This window comes from Rubripirellula reticaptiva (assembly GCF_007860175.1).
Taxonomy (GTDB): Bacteria; Planctomycetota; Planctomycetia; order Pirellulales; family Pirellulaceae; genus Rubripirellula; species Rubripirellula reticaptiva.
In genome coordinates this window covers 1705363-1721990 of sequence record NZ_SJPX01000002.1, presented here as the reverse complement: position 1 = coordinate 1721990, position 16628 = coordinate 1705363, and the positions used below count along the sequence as shown (strand labels likewise).

General features: G+C 53.2%; 18 protein-coding genes and 1 pseudogene. 12 read left to right on the top strand and 7 right to left on the bottom strand.

The window, feature by feature from the left end; translation table 11 throughout:
* Window positions 1–113 precede the first annotated feature (113 nt).
* A complete protein-coding gene (locus Poly59_RS12715; RefSeq protein ID WP_246151593.1) occupies window positions 114–497 on the bottom strand; it encodes a site-2 protease family protein in 384 nt (127 codons plus the stop codon).
* Between the two features lie 85 nt (window positions 498–582).
* A pseudogene (locus Poly59_RS30635) lies at window positions 583–717 on the bottom strand (30S ribosomal protein S6--L-glutamate ligase); the annotation flags it as partial.
* A 918-nt stretch (window positions 718–1635) separates the two neighbouring features.
* On the opposite strand from Poly59_RS30635, the gene Poly59_RS12705 reads away from it, so the two are divergent.
* Together Poly59_RS12705 and Poly59_RS12700 are read left to right on the top strand one after the other, a co-directional pair.
* On the top strand, window positions 1636–2013 hold the full coding sequence (locus Poly59_RS12705) for a SpoIIAA family protein (RefSeq protein WP_146534364.1): 378 nt from the start codon (window positions 1636–1638) through the stop codon (window positions 2011–2013).
* Between the two features lie 791 nt (window positions 2014–2804).
* On the top strand, window positions 2805–3152 hold the full coding sequence (locus Poly59_RS12700) for a hypothetical protein (protein WP_146534363.1): 348 nt from the start codon (window positions 2805–2807) through the stop codon (window positions 3150–3152).
* Between the two features lie 91 nt (window positions 3153–3243).
* On the opposite strand, the gene Poly59_RS12695 is transcribed toward Poly59_RS12700, so the two are convergent.
* From Poly59_RS12695 to Poly59_RS12685, 3 genes are all read right to left on the bottom strand, one after another.
* Window positions 3244–4626 carry a phospholipase D-like domain-containing protein gene (locus Poly59_RS12695; RefSeq protein ID WP_146534362.1) on the bottom strand — a complete coding sequence of 461 codons (1383 nt, stop codon included), beginning with the start codon at window positions 4624–4626 and terminating at the stop codon, window positions 3244–3246.
* 87 nt (window positions 4627–4713) lie between these two features.
* Window positions 4714–5085 carry an SdpI family protein gene (locus tag Poly59_RS12690; protein WP_146534361.1) on the bottom strand — a complete coding sequence of 124 codons (372 nt, stop codon included), beginning with the start codon at window positions 5083–5085 and terminating at the stop codon, window positions 4714–4716.
* A 50-nt stretch (window positions 5086–5135) separates the two neighbouring features.
* Window positions 5136–6146: an alpha/beta hydrolase gene (locus Poly59_RS12685; protein ID WP_186776203.1), complete on the bottom strand. Its 1011-nt coding sequence runs from the start codon at window positions 6144–6146 to the stop codon at window positions 5136–5138.
* Window positions 6147–6454: 308 nt separating this feature from the next.
* Between Poly59_RS12685 and Poly59_RS12680 the strand changes: the two genes are divergently transcribed.
* Window positions 6455–6733 (top strand): hypothetical protein, encoded by a 279-nt coding sequence (locus Poly59_RS12680; RefSeq protein WP_146534359.1) that lies wholly within the window; start codon window positions 6455–6457, stop codon window positions 6731–6733.
* Window positions 6734–6862: 129 nt separating this feature from the next.
* Here Poly59_RS12680 and Poly59_RS12675 read toward each other — a convergent pair whose 3' ends face one another.
* Complete coding sequence (locus Poly59_RS12675; protein WP_186776202.1) at window positions 6863–7072, bottom strand: hypothetical protein; 210 nt, start codon at window positions 7070–7072, stop codon at window positions 6863–6865.
* A 129-nt stretch (window positions 7073–7201) separates the two neighbouring features.
* Between Poly59_RS12675 and Poly59_RS12670 the strand changes: the two genes are divergently transcribed.
* Window positions 7202–7465 carry a hypothetical protein gene (locus tag Poly59_RS12670; RefSeq protein WP_146534357.1) on the top strand — a complete coding sequence of 88 codons (264 nt, stop codon included), beginning with the start codon at window positions 7202–7204 and terminating at the stop codon, window positions 7463–7465.
* A 214-nt stretch (window positions 7466–7679) separates the two neighbouring features.
* On the opposite strand, the gene Poly59_RS12665 is transcribed toward Poly59_RS12670, so the two are convergent.
* Entirely contained in the window at window positions 7680–9602 is a 1923-nt protein-coding gene (locus tag Poly59_RS12665; protein WP_222436087.1) for a potassium transporter Kup, read from the bottom strand.
* 92 nt (window positions 9603–9694) lie between these two features.
* Here Poly59_RS12665 and Poly59_RS29940 point away from each other — a divergent pair, with 92 nt between their 5' ends.
* From Poly59_RS29940 to nhaD, 8 genes are all read left to right on the top strand, one after another.
* Entirely contained in the window at window positions 9695–9904 is a 210-nt protein-coding gene (locus Poly59_RS29940) for a hypothetical protein (RefSeq protein WP_222436086.1), read from the top strand.
* Between the two features lie 42 nt (window positions 9905–9946).
* Window positions 9947–10417, top strand: a complete 471-nt coding sequence (locus Poly59_RS12660; protein WP_146534356.1) for a hypothetical protein — start codon at window positions 9947–9949, stop codon at window positions 10415–10417.
* Window positions 10410–10667 (top strand): hypothetical protein, encoded by a 258-nt coding sequence (locus tag Poly59_RS12655; RefSeq protein ID WP_146534355.1) that lies wholly within the window; start codon window positions 10410–10412, stop codon window positions 10665–10667. Before Poly59_RS12660 ends, Poly59_RS12655 begins: the two co-directional genes overlap by 8 nt.
* 751 nt (window positions 10668–11418) lie before the next feature.
* The gene (locus Poly59_RS12650) at window positions 11419–12069 is read left to right on the top strand and encodes a hypothetical protein (RefSeq protein WP_146534354.1); all 651 of its coding nucleotides are present in this window, start codon (window positions 11419–11421) and stop codon (window positions 12067–12069) included.
* Window positions 12070–12146: 77 nt separating this feature from the next.
* Complete coding sequence (locus Poly59_RS12645; protein ID WP_146534514.1) at window positions 12147–12410, top strand: BON domain-containing protein; 264 nt, start codon at window positions 12147–12149, stop codon at window positions 12408–12410.
* A 263-nt stretch (window positions 12411–12673) separates the two neighbouring features.
* The gene (locus Poly59_RS12640) at window positions 12674–12940 is read left to right on the top strand and encodes a hypothetical protein (RefSeq protein ID WP_146534353.1); all 267 of its coding nucleotides are present in this window, start codon (window positions 12674–12676) and stop codon (window positions 12938–12940) included.
* A 396-nt stretch (window positions 12941–13336) separates the two neighbouring features.
* Complete coding sequence (locus tag Poly59_RS12635) at window positions 13337–14755, top strand: OprO/OprP family phosphate-selective porin (RefSeq protein ID WP_146534352.1); 1419 nt, start codon at window positions 13337–13339, stop codon at window positions 14753–14755.
* A gap of 466 nt (window positions 14756–15221) precedes the next feature.
* Window positions 15222–16565, top strand: a complete 1344-nt coding sequence (gene nhaD / locus Poly59_RS12630; protein ID WP_146534351.1) for a sodium:proton antiporter NhaD — start codon at window positions 15222–15224, stop codon at window positions 16563–16565.
* Window positions 16566–16628 lie beyond the last annotated feature (63 nt).

Below are 16628 nucleotides of genomic sequence, written 5' to 3'. Positions count from 1 at the left end.
ACGAGGGCTGCTGGTCCGTTCATCGCTTGGCACCTCCGTGCGGGAAACACGCCACTCAACAACGAGCGGCTTGACTTCAGCGATGACAACGCAATCCTTGGACCGAAACGAAATCAACGTGCGATTGCCCTGATCGGCAGGCCGATAAATAACACCGTTGCGATCACAACGTTCACAGCCGGACCTGCGACTGAAATCGCAAGTTCTTGCCAAGGGTTTCGCGGCATCCGCTGTAAACTGGCCACACCACCGATCGGTAGCAACGTGATGTCGCGAGTACCAATCCCGAATCGGCGTGCCGTCAGTGAATGTCCGTACTCGTGAAGTACGACACAGCCAAAGATCGCCAGCACGAACAATACTGCCACAGTGGCAGCAACTGCGCCACTACCAGCAGCCATGCTTGAAAAGTAAATCCAGATGGGCACCAGCAGAAATGTCCAGTGAATTCGCACGTCAATGCCAGCGAATCGCCCTAAATGCCATGAGTTGTTCATTGATGAGTGTCCCAGTAAGAGTAGTGCTGGACACTCCATGCACTGTTCGTGCCAAACGCCGTTCGAGCCAATTTATTAGTTTCTGTTACGGATTTTGAGTGAACGAGTCGGGACAAGAATTCGCATCGGGGCATATTTTCGCAATTACCTTGCCGTCGATCCTGAAGCAACGCAGAGCGCGGCCGCCTGCTTCTTTGATGAATTGCTGAACCAGAATGTGTGCCTGTAAACCTCTTCTTGGTTTTCGCTAAGTTCACGCCGGTGCCCTGATTCCCTTCGATCATCTTCATCACCAGCGGTGCATCAGTCGCCACTGCGATCAGTCCGTTGATGTCCATGCTGGCATAAAACTTGGCGTTACGAGAGAGAGTAACGCGATCTTCCTAAGAGTTGCTTGGCGAACAATGAACCCGATGCGTAAGCGAGGATACCGCAGAGCGTCGCTTACTCGGCGGGTTGGTAGGGAAATGATTTTAGAGTCCGGCTATTTCGTCTACGAAGGATTCGTGTGTGAAGGTCGCATAGCCCAGCCAAGCCACGTCGACGTCAAACCAGCGATTAAGAATCGAAACCCAACCAGCAATCCAGTCATCCACGCGGCATCACCCGGCCAGTTCGCCAAAAAAATCGTCCCAACACGGTGGTTGCGACCCCTTCCAGGACAGTGATGTTTCGACTTGTCCAGATTGGAATCCTTATCGCCCAGACGATTTGAATTATTTCTTCAATCACGAATAGCATGGCGATCACTAGAATGACTGACCAAACGCCTTCGATTGGGAAGGGGGATCGCCGCGACTGGATTGGCAATTTGAGATAGCGTCTTTGCCACTTCCCCGCGAACCTGGCTTCGTGGATCAACCGGATCCGCAGCTAGCCGGACAGGTATTGGTCGCACTGAGCAATCGGTGTTCGCTTTCGGCACGCATACCTAGGGAAAACCACTTAAATGCCTGTTGGCATTCCATGTGCAAGGAGATGTCTTTGAAGCCGCCAGCTTTGGGCTTTTCCAACCCGACGCGAAGTCGAGTTTCTGTCCCGTGAAACTTTGGATACGCATCGAGTTGGCAAACAACGGGGGCCAAATCCAGAAAGGATCGGATACCACCAACAACCTCAAGTTTCGGAGACTACGAAAATGTCATTCAATATCGTCGAGCACGCCGAAGGCAAAATCATCGAGATTCAAGTCAGTGGAAAACTATCCAAAGAAGCGTACGAAGCGTTCTTGCCGATGACTGAAGCCAAAATCACTGAATTCGGCAGAGTACGAATGCTGGTCATTCTGACTAACTTTCACGGTTGGGATGTCAGCGCGTTATGGGAAGATATCAAGTTCGACTTCAAGCATCACGGTCGCATTGAACGCTTGGCAATCGTTGGCGAATCGAAGTGGGAAAAGGGCATGGCCGCATTTTGTAAGCCATTCACGTCCGCCAAAATCCAGTACTTCGACATCGCCGAAGTCACGAACGCTCGTGAGTGGATTGATGCTGACATGGCAGTCAAATCGTAGAGGCTCTTCGTGGCTGACTCGGCTGGTGGATTGCTTGAGCATGGTGATTGTCTTTTTGAAAGGGAGTCGTTTGGCGTTGCGAACCTCTTCACTCACCCGGCACTTAACCGAGGCTCGCACTGGGAAGACTCCTCGAAACCTCGCTCGCGTTTCGGGACAGTAGATGACGCATCCTCTCTATCGCATGGCTTGTGCGAAATTGGTTGTTCGTCAGAAAACTCAACGAATCGCGGCGTTTTTTACAATCGCTGTCGATCTGCTTGAGCGACATGTTTTCCCAACGGGAAAATGGTCCGAGTTGAGGATCTATCGCTCCACCTCAGCAGAGCACGCCCGGTTTGAGTGGTCTTTGGGACGCGATAGAAGCGAGTCAAATGACACTTTTTTGAAGTGGCAGTTTGCCAATCATTCGAGGCTTTCGTGAACCCAAAACGCGAGTGATGCGAAGTCAAGATCGATCTTGACTTGCTTTCCCGTCGAGGTTGTAAATCTGTGCAACCTCAGAATCGTCGCGAAGGGCTGGTTTACCTAGCTGACGTTTGAAGACCTCGGTTGCCGAACCAAATCTTGAACAATTCTTAGCCGCACCGACCAAATCTCGCGCGCCGCTCGCTGCAGGAATTTGCCTCTGAACGCCCAATCAACGTGGTTGGGGTAGAAATAGCCTCCGCGGGATTAAATTGGCACGCCGGTTGCGAGTAGACGTATTCCAACTACATCACTTCGCGGAACGTGCTAGCCGGGACTGTCGTCCAAGGCGAGCGTAAGCGAGTAACCTTGAGGACTTGACCATGAAGATTTTTGCTTTGACCGTCGCTTTAGCAGTCGGTTGTGTTTTTGCGTTGGCAACCTCGACCGCTTCGGCGCAAGGTTACGGAACCGGTATTCACCACCACACCGGAACTGGTTACCTAGGTGCCTCCGGTCACTTCGACTATGGCGACATGTACAACAACCACATTCGTATGCACCAGGGCGTCTCCGATGCTCCGTCGACGGTCTACAATTCCGGCTATCGCGGTTTGATTTCGCCGATGCGGTATACCGGACAGCTGAATACCGCAGGCCATCCCACTGGCATTTTGCGGCCCGGCATGGTTCTGCCCGATGGGGCGGTGGTCGTAAGCGTTGGCAACTGATCACGAAGTTCCAAGATTACACATCTCGAACTCTGTAGCCGAACTCACCAGAGTTTGGACTAGGGAAGCCAGGTCCAAAGCATGGCAGCGGCTACAAGAGGGGCGAAACGGTCTCGGCGAGCGATTCGAGCAGATGTCGTGTGCGTCCACTTGTTGAGCTCCTCGGTTCGCATTCGCCAAGGCGGTCCGCAATCCATCGCGAGGTACCATCAATACCGGCTTTTGAATAAATCGCCAGCACCAATTCATAATTCAACAGTAGGCTACGTTCATCCAAATTCGCTGATCCAACCAACGCCAAAGAGTCGTCAAAGACACTCGTCTTGGCATGAACCATGCACCGGTGTGCGAGCACTTTTCCGCCTGCACGTTGAATCGCTCGCAGATGCGGCCCGCGTGCCCAATCAGCCAGAATGTGATTTGACCTCGCGGGCACAAGAATGCGAACATCCACTTTTCGCCGGGCCGCCAAGCATATCGCGTCCGTGAGACTTTCGGGCGGAACAAAGTAGGGCGTCACCATCCAGATTCGTTCTTCCGCTTGGTATATCGCCGTCAGCAAGGCGTTCAACAAAGCATCGTCGTGAACGTCTGGCCCAGAGGGAACAACTTGAGTTGTTACCAACCCAACGCGTAAGCAAGGCTTGCTTTTCTCTGTTGCTCGCTTGTGTGTCAGCGTCGTTCCCGTTGTAAATTTCCAATCCGACTCAAACACCTGTCGGTAGACATGACAGCTCGGCCCTTTCAATAAATACGATAAGTCAATCCAACCGTTAGCAGCGTTCTGGGCCGCCATGTATTGCGTCGTCGTATTGCGATCACCAGCCCAAACTCGGTCAAAGTCAACAATCACCTGCTTGCGATGGTTACGGAGATTGGTCCGCCCTCGAAACGGACGATGTAGCACCGGCATGAACCACGCGACCTCGCCACCTGCATTCTTCAGCGACTTCAAAAAATGTGTGCTCGTCCGCAAACTTCCGACGCCGTCAAGCAAGAGTTTAACGTCGACGCCCGACGCCGCTTTCTTCGTCAACAAATCAACGACGGCTTTGCCTGTCGCGTCGTCGGCAAGCATAAAGGTCGAATACCAAATGTTGGTCTGCGCCGATTCCAGCAGTTCCATCAGTGAAGTGAAAGCTGATTTTCCATCATCGTGAAGGATAAGTGTGTTTCCTTCTCGGGCGGGCGGAATTCCGAGGGATGTGAGTACTTCGTGAACACGGTCATGGGAGATTTGCGAAACGCCCTCAAGTTCCAGTGATAAATCCGCTTTGGATTCCATCAATTGCTGCATTTTCCGTCCACCAAACATCAAATAAAGTGGAACACCAACCCACGGCAGAACAAACATCAGCACCAACCAAGCCCAAACGCTCTGCGGAGTTCGACGCTGCGACAGCATGTGAATCGCCGCAGGCACCGCTAGGGCGAACCCGACAACAACCAGAGCGTGACTGACAAGCCAATTCAATCCTTACGTCTCCAATAGGGAACCAGACCAATGCTGAGGGAGAAAACGTTACTCAAAGCCTCGACTGTGCGAGCTATTGATGGGGGCTTAAGAAAATTTGGATTTGCAGGTGGTTTGATCGAATGTCAGCGAATAACTGTTCGTGTACCGAATAAGTAGATAGACGGCTGACGTCAGTGACCCTAAGGTCGAGAGTCCTGCCACGATGCCTAACACGGCGACCTCCCTGTCTGTCAGTAAGGAACCGATGGCTCCAGCCAGCATCAACGGAAATCTCAGCATTGCGAAGATCATTCCGCCAACCTCGTTCACGTACATCCACGAATCGGGTGACCGATACGCGGTTTTGATTCGAATTCCATCGACCGAGTTCATCGGCACCTTACCAAACACCAAGGGTAGGCAGGCACCGGTCATCAGAAAGCCAGATAGGAAAAGAGTCGATGCGATTAGGATCATGGTGTAGTCCAAATTGGCGTGTCAGAAACCACTGTCGATTCGATCAATGTTTACTGTGCGGATTTTAAGAATTGGTTAAACCACTCGACTTCCATTGATGCTGCCTCATCAAATTTCTTCTTATAGACACCGTAGTGCTGGATTCCTTTGAGAACGTGGTACTTAACCGGCGTGCCATTGGATTCAAGGATCCCGGCAACCCACTCACCGTTCTTGGTCCTGTCGATCAACTCTTCGTTCTCTGCGTCGATAATCAACATCGGTATGGTGATCTTTTCAGCGGCCTTGATGACGTCGTAGCCGATGCTCTTCGCCGTGTTGTATCGCATGTGCGCGTAGCTTGACATTTTTCCTCTAGGTGCCCCAGTCTCGTAAGGGACGGGTTCGATTTCACCGCGTGCCTGTTTCGTCTGTAAGTTCAAACCGCGACGTTCTGCTGCCGGGCCTCGTCCGCCGCCCATACCAGGAACCTGAACTGCCGCGCATCGCACTCGCGAGTCATTGGCCGCGATCCATGTTGCAAGTCCACCACCATAGCTTGTGCCAAGTACTCCGATTCGTTCGTTGTCGACGTTCGGTGATCCAGAAACAAAGGCAATCGCGTTGCGAATATCTTCCACTTGATCGGCGAAGTCCATCTGCCAGCTAATCGCGCGAGCTTTCACCGTGACATCGCCATTCTCATTCGGCTCTGGCATGTCTTCCAGCATTTGCAACTTGCTGTCGCTCTCGCCCCAACCGCGATAGTCGAAGGCAAGGAACGCGTATCCGTTTTGCACGAACACGGAAGCCATGCGTGCAGGCGTCCCCTTCTTGGTGCCGCCAGTCCCGGCGATGAAAACGATCGCCGGCAGTTTGGCTTCAGGTGCCATGTCAGCTGGCAAGTAAAGATCGCCTGCCATCCTGGTTCCGTCGCTCCAGATGGTGACGGGCCTTCGCTGAATCGACTCTGGTATCGCGGGATAGTTTTGAGCGATCGCAGCGGCGCGTGACTTGCTCGGTTGTGCGACTGCATGTGCGTGGAATGCTGCAATCAGGACAAGGAATAAAATCGCTCTCATTTTTGAATCTTCCATTGTTCACTGGCAACTGCTGTTCACTGGCAACTGCGGGGGGGAGTGGTATGCAACTGATGAGTTGCACGTCGTAACCTCTTTCAAACCCCGTGCGTCCCTTGGTGGGCCGGATGTGTACGCTCTTTTTTCGAAATGTACCGAACTTAAGCGACCGTTGCGGAGTTTCAATGTTTTAGAAAGTCGTCGTGGCGGGTGCTTCCAACTAGCGAAGAATCACTGTTACCGCAAGCTAGAAGTTTACCGCACTTCCACAATCTCCACTACGAAATATCCACGTTTCTCGAACGCTGTTGATGGTCGCCTTCGTTCTTGCAACAGCAAGCCCCTCATTCGGCTTTGAAGTCGACGCGATAATTCGCAAGATTGATACAGATAAAAATGTTGCTCATGTCTTCGCCAATGTTCAAGAGCGAACCGTTGCGATTGATGATGATGCGGTGAAAGTTGTCGACTTCGACGGTAACAACTTGAATAACGGGAACGCCGCACCTGAACCCAAGTCAGTTGAGACGTTCACGATCAAGGTTCAGCGTGAAAGCAATGTTATGGTCGTCGTCGAAATTCGACTTTGAGGAGCACTTGGTGTCTCTCGGCAAGCAAATGTGACGATCAAAACGTCAGTCGGGATGAAGAGTGTTGGTCTCATACCTTTAACTGGAATGACAGCGGAAGATCCGATGCAAAGGTAAAACTGGCGGACTTTACGGGAATGGAGACAACGAACCGCCTAAACGTTTTGCTATTGCCGCAGAGAAAGCGACTGCTGCCATTGCGTCACGTGACAGCGAAGGTCGTCCTGCAGCCGATGGCAAGATCGTATTCGTCTCGATCAGCATGTCGAACGCTACGCAGAAGTCTTCATGTTTTAAACCGATTGCCGACGCCAACCCCAGTGGCTCGCCACGTGTCACGATTGTGTCCAAGCGAAGGCTCGTTGGTCTGGTCCTGACGCGTTTTGCTCGTCGAAAGCCAATCGTCGTTTGGCGTCTGCTGATATCTCGGATCGACAAGTCCAGGTGGTTTGAACCAAAATCGCAAATGTGGAACCGAGCGGCGAACTCCAAGATCAAGGCAAGCAACTCCGGCGTGATACGAAGAAGGTGCTCGCAAACTTACGCGAGCAATTTTCGAATTTGCAAATCGCGTATGTCGGCAGTCGTATCTATGGTGGTTATACCGATGGAAGCTTGAACTCAGAGCCGTTCGTCTACGAGGGCGCGTTTGTTGTGCGTTGGCTGATTCAGAGCCAAGTGCAAGGCGACAACATTAAGCGACCTCTACTTCTCTGGGGACCGTACTTATGAGCCGATGAATCAAGCCCCTCAAATCCGACGTCCTGATTTGGGATCGCAGCGACCTTGTCGGCGATGACACTTACCCGAGCGACAGAGGTCGCCAAAAGGTCGCCGAACAGCTACTGAATTTTTTTAGGAACGGTACGTACGCTAAGGCTTGGTTTGTCGGCAACGCAACCAACCGCTGAAATCGTTTCCCTTTAGCGAACATGAACGGACATTTCTAAATCTCTAGCCGAGTTCCGATCTCGACGACTTGGTCAGGCGGAGCGTGGAAGTACTTACTGGGATCATCTGCGTTTCGCAACAGGGCAACAAACAGCAGTTTACGCCAATGCAACATCGTCGGCTGGTTGCCAATATCCAGCGTCACGCGGCTTAGAAAATAAGTGATCGCCGATGGATCGCCAAAGTCCACGCATTGCTGGCGACATTGCTCGACGATGCCTGGTAAGTTCGGCCGTTGTTTGAAACCGTAATGCGCGACGATGCGGTACCAACCGCTGTCGATCCGCTCGATTTGTAGACGTTCTTCCAAGGAAACCCACGGACGATCTTCAACATCGATCGTTAGCAACCCGACAGGATTGTGCATGGCCTGGTTGTGCCTGACGTTGTGCAGCATTGCCATCGGGACGCCTTCGTCATGCGACGTCAAATAGATAGCGGTTGCGTTTAGACGTCGCGGCGACGAAGTGGCCATCTCGTCGATCAACTCCTTTGTCGAGATCAACCTGCGTCGGAGCAATCGCAAAACCGTTTGGCGACCTCGATTCCATGTCATCATCACCACGCACAAGCCGACGCCAACCAACAATGGAAGCCAACCGCCGTCGGGAATCTTGGGCAGGTTGGCGGCGAAAAAGGCAACGTCGATGCACAAGAACAATCCGATTAGCGGAACCGCAAACCAGCGACTCCATTGCCAACGATTGACGGCCACGAGGTAGAGCAACACCGACGTGATGACCATCGTCGTCGTCACTGCCATCCCGTAAGCCGCCGCTAAATTTTCGGAAGTCCGGAACGACAACACCAAGGCAACCACTCCGGCAAACATCAGCCAGTTCACGACGGGTACATAAATTTGGCCTTGCTCATCTTTGGACGTGTGAATGATCGAAACCCTAGGCAAATACCCTAGCTGAACGGCTTGGCTTGTCAGCGAGAACGCACCGGAGATGATCGCTTGCGAGGCGATCACGGTGGCGATCGTCGCGAGCAGGACCATCGGGATGAGTGCCCATGATGGCGCGAGCAAGTAGAACGGATTGCTGACGGTCGCTGCATCGGAAAGTAGCAACGCTCCTTGTCCGAAATAGTTCAGAAGCAAACTGGGCAGTACGATCATGAACCAAGCCAGACGAATGGGCCGCTTCCCAAAATGTCCCATGTCTGCGTACAACGCTTCGCCGCCAGTGACGACCAGGAATACAACACCCAAAATCGTGAAGGCCGCGAAGCCTTCCACTCTGAAAAAAACGATCGCGTGGATCGGATTCACGGCAGCCAAGGCGCTAGGTTGTTTGACGATCGCCGCGATCCCCAGTACGGCGATCACTGCGAACCAAACGATCATCGCTGGACCAAAGAGTCTTCCAATCTTGGCCGTGCCACGTTTCTGAAACCAAAAAAGTGCGAACAGAATCAAGAGTGACGTTGGCAGAACCAGATGATCGAGTGCACCGGTGGCAACATGAACACCCTCGATCGCGCTGAGCACCGAGATCGCGGGCGTGATGATGCCATCGCCGTAAAGGAGCGAAGCACCAAATAGTCCGAACAAAACCACGAACTTGACACGCAAGCAAGGTTCGTCCTGTGCTGTTGCTCGCTTACGAGTCGGGTTAGTGATCAGGCTCATCAACGCTAAAATGCCGCCTTCGCCCTGGTTGTCCGCCCGCATCACGAACACGAGATACTTTAGCGAGACGACCAAGGCCAATGACCAAAAGATCAGCGACAACACGCCCAACACGTTCACTTCGTTGACTGCCAAACGCCCATCGCCAATAAAGCATGCGCGAATTGCATACAGTGGGCTGGTGCCAATGTCGCCATAGACGATACCAAGTGCGGCCAGCGTTGCGGGGAGGAGAGTTTTTGTGGGTTGGTGGTCCGTCATACCCACGTTATAGCGAGCCATCACCCGCGTGACCTGCTCTTCGCATCTAGCGATGGCTAGTATCGAATCACTGCGAATGCCTGGCAGGTTACTTCGACAAGCGATCAGTGGTCTTGGTACCACCCACGATCGCGACGGGACAGCCAACCCCACCGCCAGTATCAACGAAGCTTGTGGCGCCTGGGATGGAAACCAATGTCGCCTACCGGTGGTTTGATAGCTCCCATGTCTCATTTGACGGCATCCTGGCTGCTCGTACCGACAAGTCACTCCAGCGAATCGCCGCTCAGAAAATTTCCAGCATCGCACAAGACGCGGCCTAGCTGGACTACACCGCGCACCCGCCCAAAAAACTATGCCTGGGCGTGGTCGATGTTCACTTCGGGTACCGCGATAAAGAAAGCCTCGGCACAAGCAAGCAGCGAAGAGGTCAGGCACTCGAAACCGGCGAAGGCCAGCAATGGCCCGACGGGTATCGAAAAGGTTGTGAAGATGCCGAACGCTGCCCAGGAACGCAAGTTGTTTCACTGGTTGATCGCGAAGGTGACGTGTACGACATCTTCGTCGAAGCGGATAAGCATCTCACGCCAGCAGAGTTTGTCATTCGCTCGCAGCGGAAGTGTTCTTTACCTGAAAAAGATTTCGATGGTGTACCGGGAGATTCACCTGCCCCGTACACCAAAACGCACCAAGGGATCGGGCAACAAGTAAACACATGGACGCGACGCTCGCACGGCGAAGCTGGGGATTCGAGCCTAGCGGATCGTGCTTCGTGCTCTGCACGACAAGCAATCGTCTATGCCGTCAGTGGAGTTCAGCGTCGTTTCGGTGACTGAGTCGACGGCCCTCAGTGACGGCACCGAAGAGGACGGGTTGCTGCTCAGTCCGTTGTCGGTCGAGAAGATCGCCGAGGTTCTTCGGACCATCGATTTGTACGTTGCGCGCTGGCCGATCGAAGTGTTTGTCCGCGTCTTCGAAACGGGCTGCCACGTCAAAGAGATTCAGTCGCAAACGAGAGTCTGGCTGATCCGCGTTGATGTCCTATCACGTGATCGCTTGGCGGATCATGTTCGTGGACATTTCTAGGACGCGAATGTCCAGATCTTCCGTACGACGTAGTTTTCAGCGAAGCGGAGGGGGAACGGTGTAGACGGTGGTCGAAAGGACGGCCCCGCCAATGCGAGCTCTAAGTTTTGTCAACGTTCATCTCCGTGTTGGCCACCCTGGGCGGCTACAATGACCGCCAAGGGGACGGCCCACCGGGAGCCAAAGTAATCTGGCGAGATGCTCGACGCATGCTCGACTTCGCGATGTGCTGGCGAGCCTTCGGACCCGATAAATGACTTGTGGGTAATTAACAGCGTCCTTTGCCGGGCACTCGCCGACTGTCGAAAGCGTCTTCGCAGCTCCAAGGTCTTCTCGTTATCAGGTGTTTAAAGTTGATCACTGCCGATGGTCGCGACGATCGAAAGAAGTGGAGCTCTTATGATGTATCTGTGACCTGCTCGATTGTTCGATGCCACCGTTATTGGTCGATTCGGTATTTTGAAGTCAGCTTCGTGATGCGTCGAGTTGGCAAATCGCAGTGAGCAGAAATTGATCGCTGCGAACAAAATCTTTCCACTTTACATCCTGTTTGGTGTTCAATTCGTCACTTAGCGGGTCTGAATTCACAATGGCACGTCATGTGCGTTGAATCAACACTCTTGCCAGATTTGGATAGCTGTTTTCACGCGTTCAATGCCTGGCGCCTTCGGCTACGGTTGGACTGGAGTATCTTCCGGTGATGCGTCGCCGATCCCTTTTGCACTGCGTCATTCGCAGAGGAGCCTTCCCAATGTTCGTCAACTACCTTCGACAAGGTCTGTTCGCGTCAATGTTCATTCTGTTCAGCTCGGCGGCATCGGTTGTCATGGCGCAGCATCATGGAGGTGGTGGTCATAGTGGAGGCCCCGGAGGTGGTGGGCATGGTGGAGGCAGTTTCAGCGGCGGACACGGAGGAGGCGGCAGTTTTCATGGTGGTGGCGTGTCGCCCGGCCTTTCCGGTTCCGGCTACTCGGGACACGGTCACTCCAACTTCGGTTCCAACTACGGTTACTCGCGGCCAGGATTCAGCTTATCGATCGGCAGCGGTTACGGGCTTGGCTACAGTGGGCTAGGGCTCGGATACAGCAGCCTCGGATACAGCAGCTTTGGATATGGTGGTTTGGGTTACGGTTCCAGCAGCTACGGCTATCCCTATTCCTCTGCCTACTCATCAGGCTACCGAGGTTACTCGAGCTACCCCGCGACGACCTATTATCCGTCGTCCGCCTATGGAACCAATTACGCGCCGTCGGTTCGTTACCAATCGGCGTACCGATACAACGGCAACGTCGCGTCTCCGACGACGGATGCCCCGTTTGATCCAGCGACTTCAACGCTGCGTCCCGGCATGGTGCTACCCGACGGTTCCACAATCATCTCCGTTGATCCTGTAGCAAAGTAGCCGAAGTCGCCATATACCTCGGATCAGACACGGCCTTGCATCCTTTTGACCTTTAAGCGAATTCGCTTAACGGAACCATCACGCTCACAGGTCAGGCCGACAATTTTTTCGAGCGTGCTTATGCTGAGCAGGTTGCTGAGCGTGTCTATGGAGTGACCAAGGTGGGGAACCAAGTCATCTTAAAAGATACGCCCATAACCACGGACGCTGGACTGGTTCAGGCGATCGTCGAGAATTGGAATCACAACACGATCACTCGACCCTTCATTTTGATAAAGGTGACGGTGAAAGATGGCTTCGTCACCTTGACCGGCAACGTTATCTTTTGGGCTGAGTATTAAGCAACAGCTCGCGTGGCATTTCACACGACCGGTGTTCGACGAGTGCAAAACCGGCTCGTCATTGAAGGTTTCGACGCCCTATGGGAACAGCTTCGAGGCGACAACGGCCAAGATTTTGATCCATCGTCGCCGAGGGTTCATCAGTTCCTCTTCAATTAACCGTCGGTTATTCCTTGGCCACTTCAAGGCTCCAGCATGAAGATGGAGATATTTCGACTTATCACTTTGCTTACCTTTGTTGGTTTTCACACCGATGCCGAGGAATGCAAAGGGCAAAATTCACAGGCACGATCGAAGCGGTTGGCAACGGCAGGCTGACACTTCGTGACGATGACGAATCGCCGATCGACTTCATCGTCTCCCCCCAGGCCCGCATCCTGCGAGACGAAAAGCTTGCGGACTTGGATGAACTGCAAACCGACGACGTTGCCATAATCACAGCCGAAGAATCAGGTGGCCAAATGAACGCGATGAATATCTTCGTCATGGAGCCTCAGTCGAAATTTGCAACATGCATACTTTCTATCTGATCGTGCATTGGCCCGGGATGATCGACGCCATGCGGATAGCTATCCGCTGAAATCGAATTGGCCAGCATAAAAGCATACGAGCAAGTGACTTCGCATCACCACGAACCGATCTGTAATTGAGGACTACTCGTTGCGTATCCTCGCTTGCTTTTTGGTTTGGCCACATCGCGATTCGTTCGTTAACTTCCCGTTTTATGCACTTACCGTTGAATAGTTGGAACTATTCATTCAATCGGTGCATTCGATAAGTTGTGATGATTGAGAGGTAGTTACCTGACTGGGATCGCCCGATTAAGCGACAGAGTCGATCGCGTCGAAAAGTGATGAAGTGGGAGGGCGTTGGTTTGTGACCAAGTCGACCACCTAGCAAGTGAAACGCAAGTGAGCAGGTCGATTATGAAACGCTGGCAGGCGGTAGGAATGAGTGTTTTGGCGTGCGTATTGGGCAACCAATACGTTATTGCCCAAGATCATTTCGCGAACCCGGTGACGATCGCTCAACCACTTGATGATGGCGGCATGATCCCGGGAGAAGACGCAGGACAGGAGCTTGTAACGATTGAGCAATTTAATCGGCTGCAACAGCAGATTGACGAGCTAACGGCAAGCCAGCAGGCAGTCGCCCCCATCGCAATCAAGAAAGAAGAGAAGACATACCCAGACTTCAAAGTTACGGGATTCTTTCAGCTTGATACTGCTTACTTTGATCAATCCGACGAGAGCATCGCGACGCTCGGTGACATTCAGGACGGAACCGGATTTCGACGCGCTCGCCTCGCTGCGACAGGTAATCTGACAGAACGAGCGTCATACCAAATGGAGTTCGATTTTGCTCAGGCACAAGCTCGCTTTGTCGACGTTTGGGCACAGATTAAAGACACTCCGTTTGGCAACGTGCGAATCGGTCGCTTCCGGCAACCGTTCGGGATGAGCGAATTGACCAGCATCCGCGAGTTGCCGTTTTTGGAACGACCCACCACGTTTGCGCTCGCACCGTTTCGTCAAACCGGCATCATGCTGTTTGACACCGCCGCCGACGAACAAATCACCTGGGCTGTATCGGGCTTCCGAACGTTGTCCGACAACTTTGGCAATGTGTACGGTGACAATGGTGGTTACGGAACGGCAGAACGTATCACGGCGTTGTTGGTTGATCGCGGTGACTGCAGGCTGGTTCATATTGGATTTGACCACAGCTACCTCAATCCCGGTCGCGATCAACTGCAATACGCCAGCCAAGATGAAATCTTTGTAGGCCAACAGCCCAATCTCGGCCCGACCGGCTTGAGTGTTTTCCCGATCGAAGGGGTCCCGCCATTTGTAAACACAGGAGTATTTCCGGTCGATCAAGTCAACCTGTTCAATGTCGAAGGTGCTTTGTCCTTTGGAAGAGGATTGATTCAGTCGGAATACCGCTGGTCCAATGTTGACCTGCCAACGGGTGAGAACGTGACCGTCGAAGGCGGATATGTCACGGCGCGATACGTGTTGACCGGAGAGGTGATCCCGTACAACCGAACTGCCGGTGCGTTTGGCCGTGTCAAACCAAAACGTCCACTGGACGTTTGCCAAGGCGATTGGGGAGCCTGGGAAATCGCGGGCAGAGTGAGCACACTGGATTTGAATCCACTGTTCGGACAGCCAGGTGTCCCCGGGAAAGGTCGCGAGCTGACTTCGTCGTCGGTCGCACTGAATTGGTATTGGTGGGCCAACGGAAAGTGCCAGTTCGAGTACGTGAACGGGCAACTCAACGACCCAACGCTCGGCGATAGCGACACGAACACGTTCGCCAGTCGCGTGCAGTTCGATTTCTAGGGTCTGCCTGAAATAGCCGGACTCGCTAGAGTTTGGGTGACTGACCAAGCCTACGCGTAGCCACGTCCTGGTGAAGGCACAGCCGCGCTCTTGCTGCGGGGTGAAACTCGCGCGAGCATTTCTTGATCGGGCCGAGCAGAAACTGGGCAGGCGGCGATCACAGAAACACTCGCGAGGAATTTTTGGCACTGGAAAATTAAAACGGTACGGTTCGTGCCATACCATCGTGCAGGCGTGGAATTGAAGATTGTCGGACTAGAAGACCACAAGTCGTTGTCGGATCATCCAATGGCCGCTCGCAAGAAGTTGCTTGTGTCTTAGACGCATTGTCGACACCCTTCGTTTTCGCCCAACTTGCTATCGTTTGGACCTTCCGAAGTCCGACGCCTTCGGCAATGGTCAACTCAGTCTCCTTCACCGACCCGACCTGATGCGTCGGGCCAGTCGTTCACCATCATGCGAATTCATGCTCACCCTGATTCTAATCGTCTTTGTCCTCGGCTATCTGGCCATCGCGTTTGAACACAAACTAAAAATAAACAAGGCCGCTAGTGCCTTGTTTATTGGCGTCGTTTGTTGGTCATTGTATGTTGTCAACTTGCCCGATCTGTTGCCTCGTGCTTCGATCCCGAGTTGGTTCGAGCAGGAATCGGTCCAAGAAGAAATCGTCGATGTACCGCTGCACTTCGCCATCGACGCTCAGCATTTGCACCAGACGGGCGAGATTGCCAGTATCTTGTTCTTCTTGATGGGTGCGATGACGATCGTCGAACTGGTGGACGCTCATGAAGGCTTTGCGCTCATCACCGATCGCATTCGTACTCGGGACAAACGAACGTTGTTGTGGACCGTCGGATTACTGACGTTCTTCTTGTCGGCGATCCTCGATAACCTGACCACCACCATTGTCATGGTTTCGCTTCTTCGGAAACTTGTCGCCGACCGCGAGGATCGTCTTCGTTTCGTCGGCATGGTTGTCATCGCTGCAAATGCGGGAGGCGCTTGGACAGTGATTGGAGACGTCACCACGACCATGCTGTGGATCAAACATAAACTGGGCACCGTGGAAGTGATGGGAGAACTATTTCTTGGCAGCCTTGTCTGTTTGCTCGTGCCACTGCTCGGGTTTTCTCGCTCGATGAAAGGTGCATTCACCTCGCCCGTCATTTCCAACTCGCACGTCGCCAAGGACATTCGGCCTTGGCATCAGTGGCTGTTTTTGATTCTTGGACTCATTGGATTACTCGGCGTTCCTGTCTTCAAGACATTCACCCACTTGCCGCCCTATATGGGAATGATGCTGAGCCTTTCAGTGCTGTGGGGCGTCTCGGAATTGGTAGGACACACGCTGGATGAGCAAACTCGGTCGAGTACCGGTGTGCTGGCTGCACTGCGACGCGTTGATATGTCGAGTATCCTTTTCTTTCTCGGTATCCTGCTTGCCGTAGGATCGCTCGGAGCCACAGGCACTTTGCAGTCCGCGGCGGTATGGTTGGATTCGGTGCTTCCCAATCGCGATATTGTTGCGGTTGTGATTGGGCTGGTCTCGTCGGTCGTCGACAACGTTCCGCTCGTTGCAGCGGGTATTGAGATGTACGATTTGCCCGTGAACGATCCCTTCTGGATGTTACTGGCCTACTGCGCTGGTACGGGGGGAAGTTGCCTTATCATTGGCTCCGCCGCTGGCGTTGCCGCCATGGGATTGGAGCACATTGATTTTGTGTGGTATTTCAAACGCATCGCGCCATGGGCATTGGCGGGGTACATTGCTGGTGCGGTGGTCGTCGTGATTCAGCTATCGATCACTTAACAGATCGTGGCACACTTTTGTCGACCGTCTCGACTTGTAAGCGAGGATGCATCAACCTGATCT